Below are 22,007 nucleotides of genomic sequence, written 5' to 3'. Positions count from 1 at the left end.
AACCACCCCACACGGACATCGCAGGTTCAGACAGCCCCCGCGCGAGGAGCACACACATGCCTCTGGCCCCCACCGGCGAGCTGGTCGCCCATGCCGCGACCGAACGCCGTAGCGTCACCGCCTTCAACGTCATCACCCTGGAGCATGCCGAGGGAATCATCACCGGCGCCGAGGCGGCCGAACGGCCCGTGATCCTGCAGATCAGCGAGAACGCCGTGCGGTATCACCGGGGCCAGCTCCGTCCGCTCGCCCTGGCGGCGGCCTCGATGGCCCGCTCCAGCACGGTCGAGATCGCACTCCACCTCGACCACGTGACCGACGTGGAGCTGCTGCACCAGGCGGCCGACTGCGGTTTCTCCTCCGTGATGTTCGACGCCGGTGCCCTGCCCTACGCCGAGAACGTCTCCGCCACCGCTTCGGCGGCGCGCTGGGCTCACGACGCGGGGCTCTGGCTGGAGGCCGAACTGGGCTATGTGGGAGGCAAGCCGGACGCCCCCGCGAGCGCGCATGCCGCGGGTGTACGCACCGACCCCGCGGAAGCCGCCGACTACGCGGCGCGCACCGGCGTGGACGCCCTCGCGGTCGCGGTGGGCAGCAGTCACGCCATGACCGAACGGTCGGCGACGCTGGACCAGGCGCTCATCGAGCGGCTCCGAGAAGCGGTTCCGGTCCCTCTGGTGCTGCACGGCTCCTCCGGAGTACCGGACGGCGAACTCCGTTCCGCGGTCCGAGCCGGCATCGTGAAGATCAACATCGGGACGGCGCTCAACATGTCCCTGACCCGCGTCGTGCGCGACACACTGGACTCACTGCCCGCACTGACCGACCCGCGCAAGTACCTGGGTCCGGCCCGCGACGCCGTAGCGGCGACCGTACACACCACGCTCACGATGCTGGCTCACTGACGGCCACCGGCGCCGTCCCGACCGCCGAGCCGCTGCCCGGCGCTCCGCGGCCTTCACCGCCACCCCTGGAACGACTTCCGAGTGACCTGCCCCACGACAGTTTCGGACCCGACACAGGCACTTCGGGCCCTGGGTCCCCGAAGCGCGGGATCGGGCCGATCCGCGACGTAGCTTCGACGTCAGCAGCCCCGCTCCGCCGGGCGTGGGCGGTGGGTCCGTGACCGGACCGCGGACAGCCCGGCCGAGGTCGAGGCAGGTGAGGTCAAGGACATGGGCCTCAGCAGCCACCGCAGTCAGCTTCGAGGAGTTCCGCCGATGAAGAGCGTCACCCATTGGATCGGGGGCAGGCCCTTCGACGCCGCTGCCCGTGTTTCCGGCACCTGGGGCTCGGTGACCGACCCCGCGACCGGTGAGGTGACCGCCCAGGTCGCGCTGGCCGGTGCCGACGAGGTCGACGCCGCGGTCGCCGCGGCGAAGGACGCCTACACGACCTGGAGCAGGTCGTCGCTCGCTCAGCGGACCGCCGTCCTCTTCCGCTACCGCGAGCTGCTGCACGCACGCCGCGACGACCTCGCGGCGCTGATCACCGCCGAACAGGGCAAGGTTCACGCGGACGCGCTGAGCGAGGTGGCCCGTGGGCTGGAGATCGTCGAACTGGCCTGTGGACTCGGCACGGCACTCAAGGGCGACATGTCGACCGAGGTGTCGAGCCATGTCGACGTGGCCTCCATCCGCCAGCCGCTCGGTGTGATCGTCGGCGTCTCTCCGTTCAACTTCCCCGCGATGATCAGCATGTGGATGTTCCCGATGGCGATCGCCTGTGGGAACACGTTCGTCCACAAGCCGAGCAGCAAGGCCCCGTCCGCGTCCATGCTGCTCGCCGAGCTCGCGGCCGAGGCCGGTCTGCCCGACGGCGTGCTCAACATCGTGCACGGCGACGAGACCGCGGTGAACGCGCTGCTCGACCACCCCGACGTGGCGGCCGTGTCGTTCGTGGGTTCCACGCCGGTCGCCCGTCACGTCTACACCAGGGCGTCCGCGGCCGGTAAGCGGGTCCAGGCGCTGGGCGGGGCCAAGAACCACATGCTGGTACTGCCGGACGCCGACCTCGACGCCGCCGCGGAAGCGGCCGTGACCGCGGCCTACGGCTCCGCGGGGCAGCGCTGCATGGCCGTCTCCGTGGTGGTCGCGGTCGCATCGGCGGGCGACGAACTGGTGTCGCGGATCGCCGAACGGGCCAGGAAGGTCACGATCGGCCCGGGCAGTGACCCGGCGTCCGAGATGGGTCCCCTGGTCACCAGGGCGCATCGCGACGAGGTCGCGGACTACGTCGCGCGCGCGGCCGCTCAGGGAGCCGATGTGGTGCTCGACGGAAGGGACTTCACCGTCGAGGGCTTCGAGAACGGGTTCTGGATGGGCGTCTCGCTGCTTGACAGGGTCGCCACCGACTCGGACGCCTACCGCAACGAGATCTTCGGTCCCGTGCTGTGCGTGGTCCGCGCCGCGACCTATGAGGAGGCCCTGTGCATCGTCAACGGCTCGCCGTTCGGCAACGCCGGCTCGATCTTCACCCGGGACGGAGGCGCCGCCCGCCGGTTCCAGCTGGAGGTCGAGACCGGCATGGTCGGCGTGAACGTGCCGATGCCGGTGCCGGTGGGCTACCACTCCTTCGGCGGTTGGAAGGACTCGGCCTTCGGCGACCACCGCATGTACGGCAGCGAAGCAGTGCACTTCTACACCCGCGGCAAGGTCATCACGAGCCGCTGGCACGAACCCGCGGAGGTCGCTGCCGGCCCGGACCTGGGCTTTCCCGCCTCGCGCTGACCCGGCGAGCGCGAACGCCCTGTCGTACCCCTCCCCCATTCTCGACCGAAGGAGCCACCGTGAACTCCACGAACCCTGCCCTGGTGGTGCAACCCGGCGACGCGGCCGGGGCGCTGCTCAAGAACGGCGCGTTCGAACTGCTCGCCGACGGAGGCGCGGTCAGCGCCAGCCGGCTGACACTGACGACCGGCGCGGACGGAGCACCACCGCACCATCACAAGCGCTCCCACGAGCTCTTCTACGTACTCGACGGGTCGGTCCTCTTCCGCCTGGGCGACACGCTGACCACGGTGGGAAAGGGCGGTCTCGTCGTGATACCGCCCCACCTCCCCCACGTGTTCGGCGCGGCCGAGGACACCGTGGCCGACATGGTCGTCGTACTCAGCCCCGGCATCGAACGGTTCGGCTACTTCGAGCAGTTGGCGGCCATCAGTCGCGGTGAGGCGGAATTCGCGTCGCTGATCCCCGAACAGGACCGCTACGACGTGCATTTTGAGAACATCCCCGACTGGCGGTCGGGGCCGTCACAGTGACTCGCCTTCGCCCCACCGTGTCCTGGATCTCACACGCGTCGGAGCATTCAGGCGATCCGGGAGGCAGGGCCGCGCGAACCGGGCTGGTGGCGTGCGAAGTAGTCGGCGAGGTGCGGGGCGAGGGCGGGGACGTCGACCGGGGTACCCCCCGAGCGCAGGGACGTGGTGGCCGCGATGCCGGTCGCGACGGCCTCCCGGGCGGCGACGGGCGATGTCTCGGTCGAGCCGCCGTACGCGACGAAGCGCAGGAACTCGTCGACGAGTGACTGATCCGCACCGCCGTGCGCGCCGTCCGCCGCCTCGGTGGGGGGAACAGTCAGATCGGCCTCCGGCCGGTAGCCGGAACGGTGCCGGTTCCACACCTTGATCGACGGGGCATCGCCCTCGACGCCGTCCCCGAGGTTCTCCATACGGCCCTCGTCGCCGATGACGGTGTAGTTGCGCCAGTAGTCGGGGGTGAAGTGGCACTGCTGATAGCTGGTGAGTACTCCGTTGTCGAGGCGGGCCAGCACCATGCTGATGTCCTCCACGTCGATGACGGGGTTGAGATCGCGCAGCGCCGACGGCGGCCAGACGCCCTCGTCGAACCAGTCCTGCACCCGTGCCGGGCCCTGGGGCCGGGTTCGGCGGTGCGGGCTGGCTCCGTAGACGGACAGATCGCCCAGCGCGGTCACCGTGCGGGCGTAGCCGCCCGCCAGCCAGTGGATCGCGTCCAGGTCGTGTGCGCCCTTCTGCAGCAACAGGCCAGTGGTCCGGGCCCGTTCGGCGTGCCAGTCCTTGAAGTAGTAGTCGCCGCCGTGGCCGACGAAGTGCCGGCACCACACCGCCCGCACGGTGCCGATCGCCCCTTCGTCGACGAGCCTGCGCATGGTGCGCAGGACCGGCAGATGGCGGAGGTTGTGCCCGACGTACAGCCGGGTGCCGGTGCGGGACGCGGCGGCCAGGACCCGGTCGCAGTCGCCGAGGTCGACGGCCAGCGGCTTCTCGACGAACACGGCGACGCCAGCTTCGAGGAAGTACAGGGCCGGCGCGGTGTGCAGGTCGTCCGGGGTGAGGACGAAGACGGCGTCTAGGTCGTCCGTGAGCATGTCCTCGTAGCGCTCGTGGACCTGGACGTCGGGCCCGAAGAGCTTCCGGGCGTCCGCGCGGGCGCGCTCGGACGGATCCGCGCAGGAGACCACGCGGGCCGAGCCGGGCTGCTGGGCCAGGACGGCCAGCCCGGCTCGCTGGCCGGTGCCTACGACACCGACGCGCAGTTCCGGAGCGGCAGGCCGGTCGGTCATGGGGTGTCCCTTCGTCGCGGACAGGGAGACGTGACCGACGCCTGGATGTCCTGGGCCTGTCGGAGGGTCGGCTGCGGTGCGCGGCGGCGGACGGTCCCGGACCGGCGGAGCGTCCCCGGTTCGACCGCTACGCCAACGACCTTAGATGCTCGAAGGTGCTCAATCAACGCTTATATCAAGCAGTTTCAAGCATTCCTTTCTACGCTCGGACGTCGTCGCCGACGTGCCGCCGATGGTGGGGCACGTAGGCGACGCTCGGAGACCCCGACCGCGAAGCACACCGCGGTCCGTGCGCCGGGGTGACCGGCCGCCGACCGCCGCGACCTGCCATTCGGATCTCCAACTCGCCTAGTGGACAGGGAACTTCACCACCGTTGACATCCTCACAGGCGCTCGCTTTACTCTCGGACTACACCGGAGCCACGTGCTCCGCGTTCAGAGGCACGCCCAGCCGGTATGCAGGCCCCGCGCCGCAAGCCCGGCCCAAGTCGCCAGGACACCCCACTCGTCCGAGGCGGGGACGTGCCCGCTTCCTCTGGAGCTCACGACATGAGCCACCTCACCACCACCACTGTCAAAATCACCGGCACGGTCATCGGCGCGGCCGCGCTGACCGGCGCCCTGTTCGTCGGGGCACCCTCGACGCAGGCGGCGACCGTGTCCCTGCCGCCCACGCACGCGGGCTTCGACTACCAGATCGGCGGCGCCTACACGCCGCCCACCGGTGTCAAGGTCGTCACCCGTGACCACACCGCCTCCCCGGCCGCCGGCCTGTACAACATCTGCTACGTGAACGCCTTCCAGGCGCAACCGGGCGCCGAGGGCGAGTGGGCGTCGGACCTGCTGCTGCGCGACTCCGCGGGCAAGGTCGTCTACGACAAGGACTGGGGCGAGGCCCTCCTCGACGTCGGCACGGACGCCAAGCGCCAGCGGATCGCAAGCCAGATCGGATCCCAGATCGACGGCTGCCGGGACAAGGGCTTCCAGGCCGTCGAGCCCGACAACTACGACAGCTACTCCCGCTCCGGAGGCCGCCTGACGGCGAACAACGCACAGGCGTTCATCAAGCTGCTCTCCGCCCGCGCCCACGCGGACGGTCTGGCCATCGCCCAGAAGAACACCCCCGAGCTGGCCGGCAACCGCACCGCCAACGGCCTCGACTTCGCCGTGGCCGAGGAGTGCGGCCAGTACGACGAGTGCGGCGACTACACCAGCGCCTTCGGCAACAACGTGATCGTGATCGAGTACACCAACTCCGGCAAGTCGAAGGCGTGCAGGGGGTGGGGCGGCACGCTGAGCATCGTCCAGCGCGACGTGGACGTCTCACCGGCCGGCAGCAGTGGATACGTCCGCAAGACCTGCTAGGACGTCCACAGGACCCGCTGGGGCGCATCCCGCACCGATCACGGCCTCGGGCGCGCCCTGAACCGCGTGCCGGCCTGTGACGGCTCGGTGAACCGTCACAGGCCGGCATCGCCTGATGCTCAATCATGCAGGTTTCCTCGGCGTTTCACGCATGTCCAATCATCGCCTCCCTCTTGACAGCTTCCTGGCACCATCGCTTAACTCCTGGTCAACGCCGTAGTCGAAGCACTCGGCGGCAGAGGTACGCCCAGCCGGTAGCTGACCACGCGCCAGGAGTCCGGCCTGAGTCGCCAGGACCACGTCGGGGTCCGAGGCGGGGACGTACCCACCATGCTCTGGGGCCTGGACATGATCCGAATCCATGCGACTCCCCGCGGACGGCGAGCCACGACGACCACGGCCGGACCCACCTCGCGTGCGGACCGCCCCCTCCGGTCACCCGGCACCCGCACCCGGCTGCCCGTCCCGCTCCGCGCCCGGCCCTGAGCACCGGCCCACGGCGTCCCGGCCGCCCGGGACCGGCACCGGCCGGCCGGACCCGCCGGGACCACCCGCCCTCGCCGCGACCGGAACGCCGCACACCCAACGCATCCCTGACGCACCACCCATGTCCCACAGCCCCACACGGGAGATACCCATGCATGCGGTCACCCGCAGCGCACAGCCCCGACGGCGCACCGTGCTGCGCACCGGCACCGCTCTGGCCACCACGGCGGCCGCGGGCCTGTGGGCCTCCGGCTGCGCGGCGGGCGACGACGGCGTGAGTGCCGACGGCACCGTGACGATCGAGATGTGGCACGGGCAGACCGACACCGGCAAGAAGGCCATGGAATCCCTGGCCGACTCGTTCATGCGCAGCCACCCCCGCATCCGGGTGGAGCTGGGCGGCGGGGTGCTCGCCGACGCGATGCTCCAGAAGGTGACCGCGGCCCTCGCCGCCGGCTCCTACCCGGACATCGCCTACATCTTCGGCTCCGACCTGGCGAGCGTCGCCCACAGCCCTCAGGTCGCCGACCTCACCGACATGGTCGGGCACGCCGCCACGCCCTGGACGAACTACTGGCTGCCGGCCCGCCAGGCCGTGACCGTCAACGGCCAGGTACGCGCCGCGCCCGCGCTGCTGGACTCGCTCGCGGTGGTCTGCAACCGTAAGCTCTTCCGGCAGGCCGGACTGCCGCTGCCCGAAGCGGACTGGCACTGGGACGACTTCGTCGCCACCGCCAAGGCGCTCACCGACGTCGGCCGCGGCCGATTCGGCACCGGCTGGCCGGGCGTCGGCGACGAGGACACCGTCTGGCGCATGTGGCCCATGATCTGGGATCTGGGCGGGGACGTCGTCGCCGACGACGGCAAGCACATCGGGTTCGGCGGCGACGCCGGGACCCGCGCCCTGGAGGTGGTGGCGGCCCTCGCCCGGAACAAGAGCGTCTACGTCGACCCGAAGCCGGGCAGCGAGCAGATGTACCAGGTCTTTCTGTCCGACCGGATGGGCATGGCCGTCACCGGACCCTGGCAGCTCCCGGACATCCGGCAGGCGAAGATCGAGTATCACGTCGTCCCGCTGCCCACCTTCTCCGGCCGGCCGGTGACCATCAGCGGACCCGACACCTGGACGGTGTTCGACAACGGCGCGGCCCGCACGAAGGCCGCCAAGACCTTCGTCAACTGGCTGATGCAGCCCGCTCAGGACGTGCGCTGGGACATCGACGCGGGCAGTCTCCCGCTCAGCCGCCGCACCCGCGACCTGCCCGCCTGGCAGCACCAGGAGAACGCCACCGAGGGCCTGGACGTGTTCACCAAGGCACTGGACTCGGCCCGCGTGCGCCCCGTGCACGCCGCCTACCCGCAGATCTCGCAGGCCCTCGGACAGGCCGTCGTCGCCGTGCTGCTGGGCCGGAGCAGTCCCACCCAGGCACTGCGCTCCTGCGCCGCCGACGCCAACGCCGCACTGCTCATACCCCGCTGAGGAGATCCGCCGTGTCCCGAGTGCCCACCCCGATCACTCTGCCCCGGCCCCCGGACCACCGGCGCGCCCTGCGCCGCAGACGGGCCGCCGAGTCCGTAACGGCCTGGACGTTCGTATCGCCCGCGGTCCTGATCATCCTGGGTCTCAGCGTGGTGCCCATCGTCTGGTCGCTGCTGCTGTCCTTCCAGGCCGACGACCTCGTCACCCCGAGCCGCTGGGTGGGCCTGGACAACTACCGCGCCCTCGCCCAGGACCCCCACTTCAGCCAGGCCGTGCACAACACCCTGCTCTACACCGGGCTGTACGTGCCGGCGAGTATGGCCGTGGGGCTGCTGCTCGCCCTCGCGCTGAACCGGCGCATCCGTTTCGTCGGGCTGTACCGCACCCTGTTCTTCGTCCCGTTCGTGGTCTCCTCCGCCGCGCAGGGCGTGCTGTTCTCGTTCATCCTCGACCCGCAGTTCGGCGCGGCCAACGCGGTACTGCACTACCTCGGGATCCCGTCGCAGGGCTTCCTCAACGATCCGTCCCAGGCGCTGCCCGTGCTGGTCGCGATCAGTCTGTGGAGCGGTACCGGCTTCTGCATGGTCATCTACCTCGCGGCGCTGCAGGACGTGCCGGCCTCGTTGATCGAGGCGGCCCGGCTGGACGGCGCCGGCCGCTTCCGGATCCTGCGGCACGTCACCCTGCCCGCGCTCAGGCCCGTCTCGGTGTTCCTGCTGCTGTGGCAGACCATCGAGGCCCTCCAGACGTTCGACCTCGTGTACGTCACCACCAAGGGCGGGCCCCTCGGATCCACCACGGTGGTCGTCTACTTCATCTGGGAGCAGGCGTTCAAGAACGGCACCGCGGGGTACGGCGCCGCCTCGGCCTACGTACTGGCGGCGGCCCTGGGCCTGATCGGCCTGGTGTTCCAGATCGCCCGCCGCCGACTCCAGGGAGCCACCGCATGACCGCCGTCTCCGCCCCGGCCGCGGCCGCGCAGGCCGCCCCGACCACCCGGCCCGACACCGGCCGGCGACGCCGACTGCTGCCGTTCAGCCCCTGGCACCTGCTGCTCGCGCCGATGGCCCTGCTGTTCGCGGTGCCGTTGATCTGGCTGGCGCTCAGCTCGGTGATGAGCAACGCGGAGATCAACCGCTTCCCGCCGGCGCTGTGGCCCTCCCGTCTGGACCTGGGCGGCTACCGCTACGTGCTCGGCAACGCGATGTTCCCCCGCTGGTTCGCCAACTCGTTCCTCGTCAGCCTCGTCACGGTGACCGCGAACCTCGTGCTCGGCACCCTGGGCGGCTACGCGTTCGCCCGGATGCGGTTCGCCGGCTCCCGGCTGCTGCTCGGCCTGATGCTGGCGACGATGGCGATCCCGTTCCAGCTGACGATGATCCCCACGTTCCTGGTGATGAAGCAGCTCGGCCTCATCGACACGCTCGGCGCGCTGATCGTGCCGTCCCTCGTCACGCCGTTCTCGGTGTTCCTCCTGCGGCAGTTCTTCCTCTCGCTGCCCCGCGAACTGGAGGAGGCCGCCTGGATCGACGGCTGCTCACGGCTTCACGTGCTGTGGCGGATCGTGCTGCCGCTGTCCCGGCCGGCCCTCAGCACGGTGGCCGTCCTGACGTTCCTCAGCACCTGGAACGACCTGACCTGGCCGCTGATCGCCATCAACCACGACACCCAGTACACGCTCCAGCTCGGCCTCACGACCTTCCAGGGACAGCACCACACGCAGTGGGCCGCCGTGATGGCCGGCAACGTCATCACCGTGCTGCCGGTCCTGCTGGCCTTCCTCGGCGCACAGAAGGCGTTCATCCAGTCGATCACCTCCACCGGTCTCAAAGGCTGACCCCGCTCGCCGCCCGACACACCACTCAGGCAGCAACACCTCAGTGCCGCACACCTTCGAGCTGCCCGACACCGGTGACACCGACCCCGACATCACCGTCGGCCCGCTCGACGCAACGCCCCTCACGGGAGCGGTTCGCTTCGGCGCGGTCCGCGAAGCCGCCTCCACCCGTGCCTACGACGGTACGACCGCACAGCCCACGCGGGATGAAGTCCTCGCCCGCCCTTCCGAGACCGAGGAAAGCCCGGTATGACCACCACCCCCAAGATCGTCCTCGTCGGCGCAGGCAGCGTCGTCTTCACCCAGGGACTGCTCGCCGACCTCCTCGCGTTCCCCGAACTGAAGTCCGCGCACATCGCGCTGCACGACATCGACACCGAGCGTCTGGCCACCGCGCACGCGGCCGCCGTCCGCATCGCCGACGCCCTCGGTGCCACACCGGACGTCACCGCGGACACCGACCGCCGCAAGGCCCTGGCCGACGCCGACTTCGTCATCAACATCGTGCAGGTCGGCATGGTCGAGGCCACCCGGACCGACTTCGAGGTACCGGCCCGCTACGGCGTACGCCAGACCATCGGCGACACCCTCGGCATCGGAGGCATCTTCCGCGCCCTGCGCACGTTCCCGTTCCTGAAGGATCTGGGACGGGACATCGCCGAGGTCTGCCCGCAGGCCTGGCTGCTGAACTACACCAACCCCATGGCCATGAACGTCCAGTACCTGACGCAGGCCACCGGACTGACCCGGCTGGTGGGTCTGTGCCACTCGGTGTACTGGACGATGCGCGACCTCGCGGACCTGGTCAAGGTGCCCTACGAGGAGATCAGTTACCACGCCGCGGGCGTCAACCATCAGGCGTGGGTGCTGCGCTTCGAGCACCAGGGCCGGAGCCTCTACCCGAAGCTGGACGAACTGATCGCCTCCGACGACCAGTTGCGCCGCAGGGTCCGGGTCGACATGTACCGCAGGCTCGGCTACTACCCCACGGAGACCAGCGAGCACTCCTCCGAGTACGTTCCCTGGTATCTGCACCACGACAGCGAGGTCGAACGGCTACGGCTGCCGATCGGCGAGTACCTCAAGATCGTCGACGAGAACGTCGCCACCTACGAGAGGACCCGTGACGCGCTGGCCGCCGGGACGCCGGTCGCCGTCGAGGGGACGATGGAGTACGCACCGCAGATCATCCACAGCATGGTGACCGGCACCCCGCGCACGGTCTACGGCAACGTCCCCAACCGGGGCCTGATCGACAATCTGCCCGCGCACGGCACCGTCGAGGTGCCGTGCCTGGTGGACGCCCTGGGCGTCCAGCCCACCCGCGTCGGCTCCCTCCCGCCTCAGCTCGCGGCGCTCAACCGCACCTATCTGAGCGCGAACGACCTGGTGGTGCGGGCGGCCATCGAGGACGACCCTCGGCACATCAGGCACGCGGCAATGACCGACCCCGCCACGGCCGCGGCCCTGCCGGTCGAGGACATCTGGCGCCTGTGCGACGACATGGTCACCGCCCACGGCGATCTCCTCCAACCGGGACTGCGCACCCGTCTGGGTTCATGACCGACCGCGGACGCACCCGCGTGCCACCGTGACGGACGCCGAACGCCCCCGCACCCCGCTCGTTCCGGAGAACCCCGGTCCACACGCTCCAGCATCCCGCCCCACCAGCGGTACGGGATGCTGGATGAGTTCGCCCCCGACTTCCTCGCCGACGTCGACGGAAGGGACTCGGATGAACCGGTGGCGGGCAGTGGGGTGTTGAGTCTGCGGACCGTTGCGGGGGCCGGTGCGCTGCCGGCGGCCGCCGTCACCGCAGCCCTCGCGGCGCGCAGGACGCTGCAGCGCAGGCGCCGCAGGCCAGGCGAGAAAATCGCCACCGCCCAGGAGACCGCGCCGACCGAGGCACTGCTTGCGGCGGCCGCAGAACCGTTGGGCACGGCCCGCCTGGACGTGGTGCTGCGCACGATGGCCCACGGCGCGGACCGCGATGGCCAGGAGGTGCCCAGGTTGCGGAGAGCCCAGTCGCGGCCATGGATCGTGTCGGACGAGCTGTGGTCGCCGATCGAGCCGTTGCTGCTGCGCGGGCCGAAGCTGGTGGAGGGTCGGCCGAGGGTGCCGGACCGGCAAGAGTGATGCGCGATCCTCGCACAGCCGGCCCGGCCTGCCTCGATGGCGGCAGCCATGGCGCCCGTCCCGGCCAGGAAACGGGAACGCCGGACAAAAAACACCCCTCCAACGAGACGCACCACACGAGCACGCACACTGCCGGGCGCCCTCCGCCACCTGGGGTCCATGCGCCGGTTACACACCCCGGGCCCAGGGCCGTACCGGTCGTGCGACCGCACGGCCAACCCGTGGCAGCCCACAGGCCCGCGCACTGCCAGCTCCTGCCGGCCGCTCCACCACCCTCACCCGCGAACGCCACGAGCTCGACCTGATTCGCCCTGACCCGAACAACGACACTCTGGAACGGCCAGGGGGCGGTCTGCTGGCCCGGTACCGGTCGGGGCGCCGCACAGGAGGGCCCGGCGGACGTCCGACCAGACGGCGCCGAAAGACTGCGTACGACTTCGGTGCCTGCGTTCCCTGCTTCTCGGCGGCACTGTCGAGCAGGTGCGGGCCCCTGGGTGACAGTGCACCCGCGGGACGGCGATCCGGTGCAGGGCCTGCGTCGAGTCGTTGATCAACTGTCGGGCCCGGGCCAGACGGAATGTCCTGGCCCTCGGGGCACGGAAGACGGCGCATACCGTCAGCCCGTTTCCCACAGCCTCACCGTTGTGTCGGCACCGCAGCCGGCGAGCATCCGTCCGTCCGGGCTGAATGCCAGAGCCCGTACGGCCTTGCGGTGGCCGGTGAGACGGGCGGCCGGCGTCAGGTGCGCGGGGTCGGTGACATCCCACAGCGTCACGGCCGCGTTCTCGCAACCAGAGGCCAGCAGTCGGCCGTCCGGGCTGAACGCCACCGCATACATCCGGCCCGTGTTCCCGAGACCGGCCAGGGGGAGACTGCCTGTGCCCGTTCGCACGGGATGCGCCGGGTCGGTGACGTCCCACACCGTGACGGCTCCTTGCCGCCACGACCCGTAGGTGCCGGAGACCACGCCCAGATCCCCGCTGCCGGTGGCCAGCAGCCGCCCGTCATGACGGAATCCCACCGAATACACGGCCGGCGCCCCGCCCGAGGACAACGCCTTGGGCCAGTCGCGGGCCTGCGGCCGGACGACTGCGGTCCGGACCGGGCGCGTCGGTTCGCTGACATCCCACAGGACGCCGGTGTTCTTGTCACCGTCGGAACCCGAGGCCAGCAACCGCCCGTCCGGACTGAATGCCACCGTTCTGACGGGACCTGTCTGCCAGACATGCCGATGATGGGTGACGCGGGCGCACCGGCTCGGCCGTGCCGGGTCGGAGAGATCCCAGACGATCACGGTGCGGTCGCTGGCGCATGCGATGAACCGTCCGCCCGGGCTGAAGCTCACCGCATGGACACCGCCCTGCCGCCAGCCGTCGCGTGACAGCCAGCCGGGACGTTCATGGACGAGGACCGCCGACCGGGTCGGAACGGCCGGGTTCGTGACGTCCCAGAGGATCACGCTCCTGTCGGTGCTTGCTGACGCCAACAGCCGCCCGTCCGCACTGAACGCCACCGCGTTCACGGCTCTGCGATGGCTGGTAAGGCGGGCGGCATGGGCCGGGCGGGACGCATCCGTCACATCCCACAGGACCACCGTCGTATCGGTGCTCGCGGACGCCAGCAGCCGCCCGTCCGCACTGAACGCCACCGCGTTCACGGCTCTGCCGTGCCCGCGCAGGACCGCAGCCGGCCCCAGCGCGGGAGGCGGCGACGGCTGCCCCATGAATGCCATGGTGCAGTCTTGCGCGATCCAGCACCCCGCAGAAGACATGACACCGGCATCCGCCGCCCGACCCCACACCGCTGCCGACAACTCCACGCCCCCGGCCAGCGGCAGCCACACGATCCGTCACGTGTCGTCTCCCGCCGCACTGTCGAGACGCGCGATCTCCTCAAGGGCTTCGCCCTTGATCATGCCGATCAGTTGCCGTATCGGGATATCACATGCCAGGCAGTCCTCGGTGTGGTCATACGCCGACGCCAACAAGCTGCTCCTGCTGACAAACCACATCCGCACTCCGGGCCGACAGGCTTCGCCTCTCCAGAGCAAGCCACCGCCGCACACGCAGTACCGCATGCCATTTGGGTCGACCGGATCAATGAGGGCGCGACTATAGCGGCTCATGGAGTCGTTGTCACTCATCTGAGCCCCGATGCCTTCTGCCGCCGGTGATCCTCCGCCGGGTCAGGCGTTCCCGGCGGATCGTCTCGAGTTCGGCCGCCGAGAACACCGATGGTGGCGAAGCAGGCCCCGGCAAGCAGACGGGCGGCCACGCCGAGCGGCAGGTAGCCGCGGCCTTCAACGCCTGCGGGGGCGCACCGGCCCGGTGCAGCACCCGGGGCGGGCGCTGCACCACCGGCTCGTCCGCCGCCGTGGCGCGATCGGCTCAGCAGCCCTCTGCGCGTCTGCCGTGCAGCAGTGCAGCGGCCTCGGCGGCCTCTGCCGTCACACGGGCTGCGGCGCGGGCGGCTCGCCCCGTCATGCGCCAGGTAACCATGCGCAGTGCCGTGGGCGGGGCCGGCGGAAACACGCCGAGCTGGCCGAGCATGGTGATGTCGTCACGTACCGCTTCATGGCTCACCACCTTGCCCTCGCGCAGGCCGAGCACATGGATCTGCTCGAAGTCGACGTCACGCCCGGTGGGCGGTATGGCCTGGTCCAGTACGCCGTTGCGATAGCGGACGAAGGGGCCAGTGTGGCGCCCTCGCATACGCAGCCGCACCCAGACCTGGTCGTCGTTGCGCGCGATGCCCAGGACCGGGAAGCGCAGGTCGCTGAAGGCGGATCGCATCCAGGCACTCGACGCCAGGACCCCGGCCGGACCCGGCAGAGCGCAGGCGGGAGGCGCCACAGCGGCCTCGCGGTTACGGAAGTCCTCGTGCACCGTCTCCGCGGCCAGTGCCGGATCGGCCGACTCGAGGACCCGGAAGAGTCCGTGTGCCAATTCTGTGGGGTCCATTCCCATGGTGCGCTGCCTCTCGTGGGCCATGCGGTCGTGGTGATGACGTGGCCGCCCCGCGGGACCGGCGATCGGGTCGCGCATCCGCGCGCGGAACTCGACCACGTCGAATTGAGGTTACAGCACGCCTAATGAATTCATCGCGATAGAATCCGATCATGCCGCCGAAGCGCCCCTACGTCTCCCCGCTACGCGAGCAGGCCGCCACACGGACCCGCGAACTGATCGTGCGCCAGGCCACGGAGTTGTTCGCCGAACGCGGCTACGGCCGGGTGACCGTCGCCGACATCGCCGCAGCTGCGGGCGTGGCCCCGAAGACCGTCTTCGCGAGCATCGGAAGCAAGAGCGACATCCTGAACCGGATCGTCGACGAAGGCGTGAGCGCATCCGACTACGAACGCACCATGCAGACAGTGCTCGGGCGACGGACACCGGATTCGGTGCTGCGGACGCTGGCCCACGGCACCCGCATGGGCAATGAGGGGCAGTTCCGCGTACACGAGGCAATCCGTAAGGCGCTGCCTGTGCACGAGGACGGCGAGGCACTGTGGGAGCGTGCCACGGCGGACTACCGCGACGCGCTCCGCGCCACCGCCCGCCATCTGCACACGCTGACTCCGCCGCCCTGCTACTCGGTACAGGAGACAGCCGACCTGCTCTGGCAATGGTTCGGGCCCTCAGGCTGGCGCACACTGGTGATCGAGAGCAGCTGGTCCTGGGACCGCGCCGAGGACGTCCTCTACCGCACGGCGGTCGCCGCACTGGCCCCCGCCGTGGCGTGATCATGGATCCAAGGAGCGGTGCCTCCGCGCTGACGCCAGGCCTCTCCGCCTGAACTTCGCACTCTCCGACCTTGGGCCGAAGCCAGCACGCAGGCCCTGGAAGCTGCACGCCCGCTTCGGCGCGCGCCGCCGCCCCGCTGAGCGCAGCCGTGCATCCTCGGGCCCCACCGTCCGCCGCTTCCTGCCCCTCGTATGCCTCGGCGATCTCGCCGACCTCCCCGCATAGGACCCGGCAGGCAGCCGGGCCGGCGCCTGGCCGTGGACGGCAAGGCCGCCCGCCCCTCGCGCACGGGCACCGGCCGTCCCGTCCGACGCTGCACTCCGTCATCGCCAAAGACGGACGCACACTGCCTGCTCGTGGTCGGGCGGAACCAGCCGACACCGCACAACGGGTTGCGCTCGCCGCCATGGAAAAGGATGGCCGTCCTGCGCCACGGCGGCGATGCGGGACACGGGCGGCGTGAGGCCTGGAGTCATGTCCAGATGTGACGCCGCAATGGCACAACCGCACGCTGCGCCCTCCAGGACACAGGCATAACGTGGCTGAAGTGAAACGGCGCCCGGCCGTGGCACCGGCGTCGGGCATCGGCTTGCGACAAGGAAAGACGGCGATCCACACAGTGGCATCGCGATCCCGCACCGGACAACCGGTGACCAACGACTTCGATTTCGGCCCCAGCAGATGGTTCGTGGACGAACAGCACGAGCGCTACCTGCAGGACCCCGACTCCGTCGCCCCGGCATGGCACCACCTCTGCTCCGCCGCACCAGGAGCGGATGAAGCAACCCGCGGCGAGGCCGATACCGCAGGTGACGACGCCACACAGGCGGCGCTCAAGACGGTCCGCGTGGCGGCGCTGATCCACGCCTATCGCGTCCGCGGGCACCTGATGGCCGACACGGATCCCGGACAACGTCGACCACCTCCCCATGCGCCCGAGCGGATGCCGTCTCGCGGGTTCCCCCCAGTCGTCTCCGAGGTGCACCGGGGTGCTGACGACACCCGGCACGACCGCGTCGCTGCGGATGCCGCGGGCCGCGCACTCTTCGAGATCGACGGAAGCGGGGCTGGCCGTCTCCGTCAGCCGACGACACCCGTCTTGTCGCCAGGGCCCACGCGCTGCGGCGCCGGCCGAGAGCCGACAGGCACGGCAGTACCTGAGTGATCAGGACGGGGCAGAACCGCCGTCAGCCGACGTGCGCTGACGCTTGTAGTGGCGAGCCGCCCGGGCGCGGTTTCCGCATGACGGCTTGCACCACTCCTGCCGCCCGTGGCTCTTGACGAAGTAGCGCACACAGCGGGGCGCCGTACAGGATCGCAACTGCGCGCGCTGCGGGCTGCTGAGAAACTCGATGGCAGCCCGGGCCAGGGCCGCGACAAGTCGAACGTACAGATCGTTTTCGGCAGACAGCAGTCGGGTGGCAGGGACTCCTTCGGCGGGCCAGTCGAGCTGCGGGACGACCGGTTCTCGCGCGGCAGCCGTGTTGAGGTGGGCCAATGCCTGGTCGGCAGTCATCAGGCGATGGGCATCCGCCGGGCTGGGGGGAGCGGGACTGACCGCGCGGGCGAACAGGGCCCGGACTGCCTGCCGGAGCTCGACGATCCCGAGTCTGAGGTTTTCATCCGCTGCGAGTTCTCCGGCCGAAATGCGGTCGGCCAGCAGGTCCCTCTGCTCGTGGATCCAGCGCGTCGTTCCCTGGGCCGTGGCGAGGTCATCAGTGACGCCGCCGTCTCCGTCGTGGCGGATCGTGCTCGCCAGTTCCAGTGCCAGCCAGCGCTCCACAGGGCATCCCCTTCATCTCGGTACCGGGTCGTCAGCCACTTGATCACATCCCTGCGCACACCCTAAGGTCTCTAACGGAAAACAAAAAACTTCCGTTAGACATTGGAGCGGGTGGCAACACCTGCCCCGGCACAGGACGGCGGCCGAGCCCGCCATGGGAGGCGATTGCGCAATGACGCTGCTTGCACACATCAGCGATCTGCACCTGGACGGCAGCCAGAGAGCAACGCGACGCGCCACCCGCGTCATGGACTACCTGCGAGCCCTGCCGCACCCGGTCGACGCGCTCCTGGTCACCGGCGACATCGCCGACCACGGTGAGGAGGCCGAGTACGAAGAAGCAGCCCAGATCCTGACCGCCCCCTTCCCCGTGCTCACCTGCCCCGGAAACCACGACGCCCGACCGGCCTACCGCAAGGCCCTCCTCAACAAGGCACCCGACCACGGCCCCATCAACGAGGCCCACCACATCGCCGGCACCACCATCCTGATGTGCGACTCCACGATCCCGGGCCGCGACGAGGGACGCCTCGACGCCCAGACGCTCGCCTGGATCGACACCACCCTCACCGCGCTGCCGCAGGAGACCACGGCACTGATCGCCTTCCACCAGCCGCCGGTCGAACTCCATCACCCCCTGCCTGACTCCGGGATGCTCCAAGAACCCGGCCAACTGGCCGACCTGCTCGACGCGCACCCGCAAGTCGCCGCCGTCCTCACGGGCCACGCCCACACCGCGGCCGCCTCGACCTTCGCCGCGCGTCCGCTGATCGTGGCACCGGCCATCACCTGGACCCTGCGCATGCCCTGGGAGGGCGACAAGGCCGCAGACCGCGACCAGCCGCCCGGCCTTGCGTTCCACATCCTGTCCGACGATCGGCGACTGACCACCCACTACCGCGTCGTGCTCTGAGTGGTCGCCCAGGTCATCCTCGAAGCGGCCCGCTGACGGCCCGATGACACTCGTCAGCGACGGGGAACTCGCCTCCCTCCCTGCTGAGTTGCCTTACCAGTGATCGGCGGGCCGTCTGCACTGAAGTTGCAGCCGGCCCGCCTCGGCGTGGTGGCCGTGCTCACCGGTTCGCCCGGCTCCGATGGCGCAACGTGATCGATCCGTCGGCGGATGAGAGGGGTTTCACCGCCGCCCCACGGGCATGCCTGCTGGAAGGAATCCAGAACGGTTGGGACACCATCCAGGCGGCAGGCGGCACAGGGAACGCACGTACAACGCCGCCTCTCCCGGCCTTCACAGATGTGTAGTCGAGCGCGGATCTTCAGCGAGGGCTTCCCGAGGCACAGGAGTCCTGTACCTGTGACCGGGATCCTGCAGGGCATCCGTCGTTCTGTTTCCTTTCGCACCATGCCGATGGCCGGCACGGTGCCCCGAGCCTCGCCGTAGATGCATCGTTGTTGCAGCACAAGCGGTCGAGACACCATTCGTGCGATCGGATCGCCGCCGACTGCCCCGCATGACGGCGCTCCGGACGGGCTGCCACCGAGGTGTGCAGCCCGCCCTGTCGATCCGGCCCATGTGCCGATGCGCCACTGTCATCCGGCAGAGCGCTCGATGACCTCGAACTCGATGCTCTGACGCGAGACAGGCCCGTCACAGTGGCTACAGGCCTGCGTGATCGCCAGGTCATGCCCGCAGGCGTGCCGAACCCTGAGCAACGGCTCGGTCACGGCCCACTTGTTACCCCACCGAAAGAGACCGAGCAGCGTCGGCTGAAGGTCCCGGCCCGCCTCGGTGAGGTGGTACTCGTATCGAGGCGGATGCTCACTGTACTGGCGGCGCTCCACGACGCCGGCGCTCTCGAGCTTGCGCAGCCTGTCGGCCAGGATGTCCTTCGACGCCCCTGTGTAGCCCGCGATCTGTCCGAAACGGTGCACGCCGTAGGTCATCTCGCGGATCGCCAGCAGCGACCATTTCTCGCCCAGCACCTCGAGGGAGGCGGCGAGGGGGCACGCCCTCACGCTCACGGGCTGGTCCGCCATACCGAGTGTGCCGTCCGGTTCATCAGTGGTTCCCATGCCTCCAGGATAGTCGGTTGGAGTTTCCAACCCACTCATGTACCGTCGAGGACTCAGTCGTATTTCACAACCCACTCGGGAGCAGTTCACCGTGACCAATGCAGAGCGTGCGCCCGCCGTCGGGCTCGACGCGCCGGACAGCCAGCCTCAGGCCGAGACGCCTGCCGATCCTCGGCGGGCACGCTGGGTGCTCGCGTTGGGCAGCCTGGGCGCCTTCGTGGTCTTCCTGGACACCACGATCGTCAACATTGCCTTCCAGACGATCAGCCGCAGCTTCGACACATCGACGGGGCACCTCGCGTGGGTGCTCAACGCCTACAGCCTCGTCTTTGCCGCCATGCTCATACCGGCCGGCCGCGTCGCCGACCGCTACGGGCGCAAGCAGACTTTCATGATCGGCATCGCCGGGTTCGCCCTGATGAGCGCCATGTGCGGTTTTGCGCCGAGCGCCGGTGTCCTGATCGCCGGCCGTGCGCTCCAGGCGGTGTTCGCGGCACTCGTCGTGCCTTCGTCCCTCGCCCTCGTCCTTCACGAGTTCCACGCCGAGCGCAGGCACGTCGCCATCGGCGTCTGGGGCGCCATGGCGGCAGCAGCCGCGGCGGTCGGCCCGACCCTGGGCGCCCTGCTGACCGAGTACGCCTCATGGCGATGGATCTTCCTGGTCAACATCCCGATCGCAGCGATCACCCTCGGCCTGGGGAAGAACCTCCTGCACGAGTCTCGCGACCCCCACGCATCAGGCATCCCGGACGCCCTCGGAACCGTACTCATCGCCCTCTTCCCGGCGCTGCTCAGCTACTCCATCATCGAAGGACCGACCCGCGGCTGGTCGGACGGGCAGGTCGTGGCCGGCTTCGTGCTGTCCGCCCTGGTCCTGCCCGTCTTCCTGTGGCGTACGTCCAGGGCCGCGCGCCCCGTCATGGATCTCGCGCTCTTCAAGGAGCGCCAGTTCCGCGACGTCAACGCAGCGACGCTGCTGTTCTCCACGGCATTCTTCGGACTGCTCCTGGCCAACCTGATCTACCTGCAGACGGTGTGGCAGTACTCCGTCCTGCGAGCCGCACTCGCCAGCGCGGCCGGACCCGTCGTCGTGACCATCGTCGCCCGGTCGACCACCAAGCTGGCCACCGTCATCGGGCACAAGAAGGTCCTGCTCGCCGGAGCGGTGCTGTGGACGATCGGCTGCCTCGGCTTCGCCCTGTCCGTGAACGCCTCGCACCACTGGGTGACGCACTGGCTGCCGTGGACGCTGCTGACCGGTCTCGGTATCGGCTTCACCCTGCCCGTGCAGTCCGGCGCCGCGGTGGCGAAGCTCCCCCCGAACCAGTTCGCAGTGGGGTCGGCCGTCAACTCCAGCTTCAGACAGCTGGGCGCAGTCCTGGGCATCAGTCTCTTCGTGGCGATTCTCGGCACGCCCACTCCGACCACCGTGGTGGACACCTTCCATCACATCTGGTGGGTCTTCGCCGCCCTCGGGCTTGCTGCCGGCATCGTTCAGGCGCTTCCCCAGTCCCGAAGGGCCGGCGCCGGGTCCAAGATGCACTGACCTGTTCGTGCTCAAGGTCCAGCAGCGCAGGACGGGCAGTGCCCGTGCGTCGAAGTATCGGCGGCTGCACTGGCTCACCGAGCGCACGTGACGGCTTGACGGCCCTGCTGATCTCATGAGGTCGCAGGGCTCAAGCCCAGGACGAGACGTGGCTTGGCGCCGCTGCAGCGAGCCCAAGGGCCCCTGGCCGAGGCGCCGGTCCTCCTGCCTCGGCAACAAGCGCAATGCTCAGCTCACGAGCAACCGCTCGAACGAAGGACGGCGCTCGTAACGCCGAACGGGGAGATACCGGCGTCGTACCGAGCGCGAGAGCGAGCCGCGTGCGGGGGTCAGTACCGGCGGCCGTCGTACCGTAGCGCCGGCCGACGCAGGATCTCACCGAGCCAGTCGACGGTGAAGACCGCCAGATCCTCGACCGGTCCGCTGCGCTCGCGCGGCACGACGTCCGGGCGCTCCTGCGTCAACGCGAAGTTACAGCTGTGCAGTTCACTGCACCGTACGGTGTCCGCCTCCAGGGCGGCACCGAGTGCAAGGAAGTGCACTTGCCGGTGGCTGAGGTCCACCACGAGACGCATCTCGTCGTGCTCCGCAGTGTTGCCGTCCTCATCGAGTTCGTCGCGGGGGAAGAACAGCACGTAGGTGTCGCCGGGCCGGCAAGGCCATTCCTGGGCGCCCTCTCGAACCAGGCGCAGGAACTCGCGCTGGGACGGGTCGCAGTTCTGCGGGACCTTGTCGTGTTCGTCGAACTCGAACCAGGGCAGGTGCACGGGTGTCATCGTAGGTTGGACCAGGCCTGCCGTTCGACCGAGTTCCGGTCCGTGATGGTGACGCTCCAACCGCAAACGCCTGCTCCGTCGGACCGGACATGGGCCGGGCCTGTCGCCCCGGCCGCACGACGCGCTCACCTCGACACCTCGCCGCCTCGCCGCCTCGCCGCCTCGCCAGCGAACTCGCCGGCTGAAGCGCTCCTTACCTTGTTGGCGGGTTGGTTCCGGTCCTTCGTACGATCGGCAGACCCAGGGGCCTGGGTGTGGCTGAAAGCGCTCATGCCGTAC

20 protein-coding genes and 1 pseudogene are annotated in these 22,007 nt (G+C 69.7%); 14 read left to right on the top strand and 7 right to left on the bottom strand.

Going from position 1 to position 22,007, the window contains the following annotated elements; genetic code table 11:
- Positions 1-56: 56 nt before the first annotated feature.
- The 3 genes from ABT085_RS05205 (at position 57) to ABT085_RS05195 (ending at position 3,262) form a co-directional block, all read left to right on the top strand.
- Positions 57-905 (top strand): class II fructose-bisphosphate aldolase, encoded by an 849-nt coding sequence (locus ABT085_RS05205; protein ID WP_351602350.1) that lies wholly within the window; start codon positions 57-59, stop codon positions 903-905.
- Between the two features lie 315 nt (positions 906-1,220).
- On the top strand, positions 1,221-2,729 hold the full coding sequence (locus tag ABT085_RS05200) for a CoA-acylating methylmalonate-semialdehyde dehydrogenase (protein ID WP_351602349.1): 1,509 nt from the start codon (positions 1,221-1,223) through the stop codon (positions 2,727-2,729).
- A gap of 59 nt (positions 2,730-2,788) precedes the next feature.
- Positions 2,789-3,262 (top strand): cupin domain-containing protein, encoded by a 474-nt coding sequence (locus ABT085_RS05195; protein WP_351602344.1) that lies wholly within the window; start codon positions 2,789-2,791, stop codon positions 3,260-3,262.
- Between the two features lie 47 nt (positions 3,263-3,309).
- On the opposite strand, the gene ABT085_RS05190 is transcribed toward ABT085_RS05195, so the two are convergent.
- Entirely contained in the window at positions 3,310-4,545 is a 1,236-nt protein-coding gene (locus tag ABT085_RS05190) for a Gfo/Idh/MocA family protein (protein ID WP_351602342.1), read from the bottom strand.
- A 549-nt stretch (positions 4,546-5,094) separates the two neighbouring features.
- On the opposite strand from ABT085_RS05190, the gene ABT085_RS05185 reads away from it, so the two are divergent.
- The 7 genes from ABT085_RS05185 to ABT085_RS05155 all read left to right on the top strand — a co-directional run bounded on the left by ABT085_RS05185 (position 5,095) and on the right by ABT085_RS05155 (position 11,849).
- On the top strand, positions 5,095-5,910 hold the full coding sequence (locus ABT085_RS05185; protein ID WP_351602340.1) for an endo alpha-1,4 polygalactosaminidase: 816 nt from the start codon (positions 5,095-5,097) through the stop codon (positions 5,908-5,910).
- 637 nt (positions 5,911-6,547) lie between these two features.
- Positions 6,548-7,876 carry an ABC transporter substrate-binding protein gene (locus tag ABT085_RS05180; RefSeq protein WP_351602338.1) on the top strand — a complete coding sequence of 443 codons (1,329 nt, stop codon included), beginning with the start codon at positions 6,548-6,550 and terminating at the stop codon, positions 7,874-7,876.
- Between the two features lie 11 nt (positions 7,877-7,887).
- A complete protein-coding gene (locus ABT085_RS05175; protein WP_351602336.1) occupies positions 7,888-8,826 on the top strand; it encodes a carbohydrate ABC transporter permease in 939 nt (312 codons plus the stop codon).
- Positions 8,823-9,713: a carbohydrate ABC transporter permease gene (locus ABT085_RS05170; RefSeq protein WP_351602334.1), complete on the top strand. Its 891-nt coding sequence runs from the start codon at positions 8,823-8,825 to the stop codon at positions 9,711-9,713. The genes ABT085_RS05175 and ABT085_RS05170 overlap by 4 nt, the downstream gene beginning before the upstream one ends.
- 43 nt (positions 9,714-9,756) lie before the next feature.
- Positions 9,757-9,966, top strand: a complete 210-nt coding sequence (locus tag ABT085_RS05165; protein ID WP_351602332.1) for a hypothetical protein — start codon at positions 9,757-9,759, stop codon at positions 9,964-9,966.
- Positions 9,963-11,276 (top strand): alpha-glucosidase/alpha-galactosidase, encoded by a 1,314-nt coding sequence (locus tag ABT085_RS05160; RefSeq protein WP_351602330.1) that lies wholly within the window; start codon positions 9,963-9,965, stop codon positions 11,274-11,276. The genes ABT085_RS05165 and ABT085_RS05160 overlap by 4 nt, the downstream gene beginning before the upstream one ends.
- A 117-nt stretch (positions 11,277-11,393) precedes the next feature.
- On the top strand, positions 11,394-11,849 hold the full coding sequence (locus ABT085_RS05155) for a hypothetical protein (protein WP_351602328.1): 456 nt from the start codon (positions 11,394-11,396) through the stop codon (positions 11,847-11,849).
- Positions 11,850-12,465: 616 nt separating this feature from the next.
- On the opposite strand, the gene ABT085_RS05150 is transcribed toward ABT085_RS05155, so the two are convergent.
- The 3 genes from ABT085_RS05150 to ABT085_RS05140 all read right to left on the bottom strand — a co-directional run bounded on the left by ABT085_RS05150 (position 12,466) and on the right by ABT085_RS05140 (position 14,839).
- On the bottom strand, positions 12,466-13,572 hold the full coding sequence (locus ABT085_RS05150; protein ID WP_351602326.1) for a WD40 repeat domain-containing protein: 1,107 nt from the start codon (positions 13,570-13,572) through the stop codon (positions 12,466-12,468).
- Between the two features lie 126 nt (positions 13,573-13,698).
- Positions 13,699-13,992, bottom strand: a complete 294-nt coding sequence (locus ABT085_RS05145) for a hypothetical protein (protein ID WP_351602324.1) — start codon at positions 13,990-13,992, stop codon at positions 13,699-13,701.
- Positions 13,993-14,236: 244 nt separating this feature from the next.
- Positions 14,237-14,839: an ester cyclase gene (locus ABT085_RS05140; RefSeq protein ID WP_351602322.1), complete on the bottom strand. Its 603-nt coding sequence runs from the start codon at positions 14,837-14,839 to the stop codon at positions 14,237-14,239.
- Between the two features lie 128 nt (positions 14,840-14,967).
- On the opposite strand from ABT085_RS05140, the gene ABT085_RS05135 reads away from it, so the two are divergent.
- Complete coding sequence (locus tag ABT085_RS05135; protein WP_351602320.1) at positions 14,968-15,591, top strand: TetR/AcrR family transcriptional regulator; 624 nt, start codon at positions 14,968-14,970, stop codon at positions 15,589-15,591.
- A gap of 485 nt (positions 15,592-16,076) precedes the next feature.
- Positions 16,077-16,328: pseudogene (locus ABT085_RS46650) on the top strand (hypothetical protein); the annotation flags it as partial.
- 429 nt (positions 16,329-16,757) lie between these two features.
- On the opposite strand, the gene ABT085_RS05125 reads toward ABT085_RS46650, so the two are convergent.
- On the bottom strand, positions 16,758-17,375 hold the full coding sequence (locus ABT085_RS05125; RefSeq protein ID WP_351602315.1) for a CGNR zinc finger domain-containing protein: 618 nt from the start codon (positions 17,373-17,375) through the stop codon (positions 16,758-16,760).
- A gap of 172 nt (positions 17,376-17,547) precedes the next feature.
- On the opposite strand from ABT085_RS05125, the gene ABT085_RS05120 reads away from it, so the two are divergent.
- The gene (locus ABT085_RS05120; protein WP_351602312.1) at positions 17,548-18,288 is read left to right on the top strand and encodes a metallophosphoesterase; all 741 of its coding nucleotides are present in this window, start codon (positions 17,548-17,550) and stop codon (positions 18,286-18,288) included.
- Positions 18,289-18,923: 635 nt separating this feature from the next.
- Here ABT085_RS05120 and ABT085_RS05115 read toward each other — a convergent pair.
- Positions 18,924-19,406 carry a winged helix-turn-helix transcriptional regulator gene (locus tag ABT085_RS05115; RefSeq protein ID WP_351602309.1) on the bottom strand — a complete coding sequence of 161 codons (483 nt, stop codon included), beginning with the start codon at positions 19,404-19,406 and terminating at the stop codon, positions 18,924-18,926.
- Between the two features lie 91 nt (positions 19,407-19,497).
- Here ABT085_RS05115 and ABT085_RS05110 point away from each other — a divergent pair, with 91 nt between their 5' ends.
- A complete protein-coding gene (locus ABT085_RS05110) occupies positions 19,498-20,952 on the top strand; it encodes an MFS transporter (protein ID WP_351602306.1) in 1,455 nt (484 codons plus the stop codon).
- A gap of 329 nt (positions 20,953-21,281) precedes the next feature.
- On the opposite strand, the gene ABT085_RS05105 is transcribed toward ABT085_RS05110, so the two are convergent.
- The gene (locus tag ABT085_RS05105; RefSeq protein ID WP_351602303.1) at positions 21,282-21,719 is read right to left on the bottom strand and encodes a hypothetical protein; all 438 of its coding nucleotides are present in this window, start codon (positions 21,717-21,719) and stop codon (positions 21,282-21,284) included.
- Positions 21,720-22,007: the final 288 nt, after the last annotated feature.

The sequence above is a fragment of the Streptomyces sp. NPDC002265 genome (assembly GCF_040296125.1).
Classification (GTDB): Bacteria; Actinomycetota; Actinomycetes; order Streptomycetales; family Streptomycetaceae; genus Streptomyces.
The sequence above is the reverse complement of the archived record's forward strand: the minus strand, read 5'-3'. Positions and strand labels throughout refer to the sequence as shown.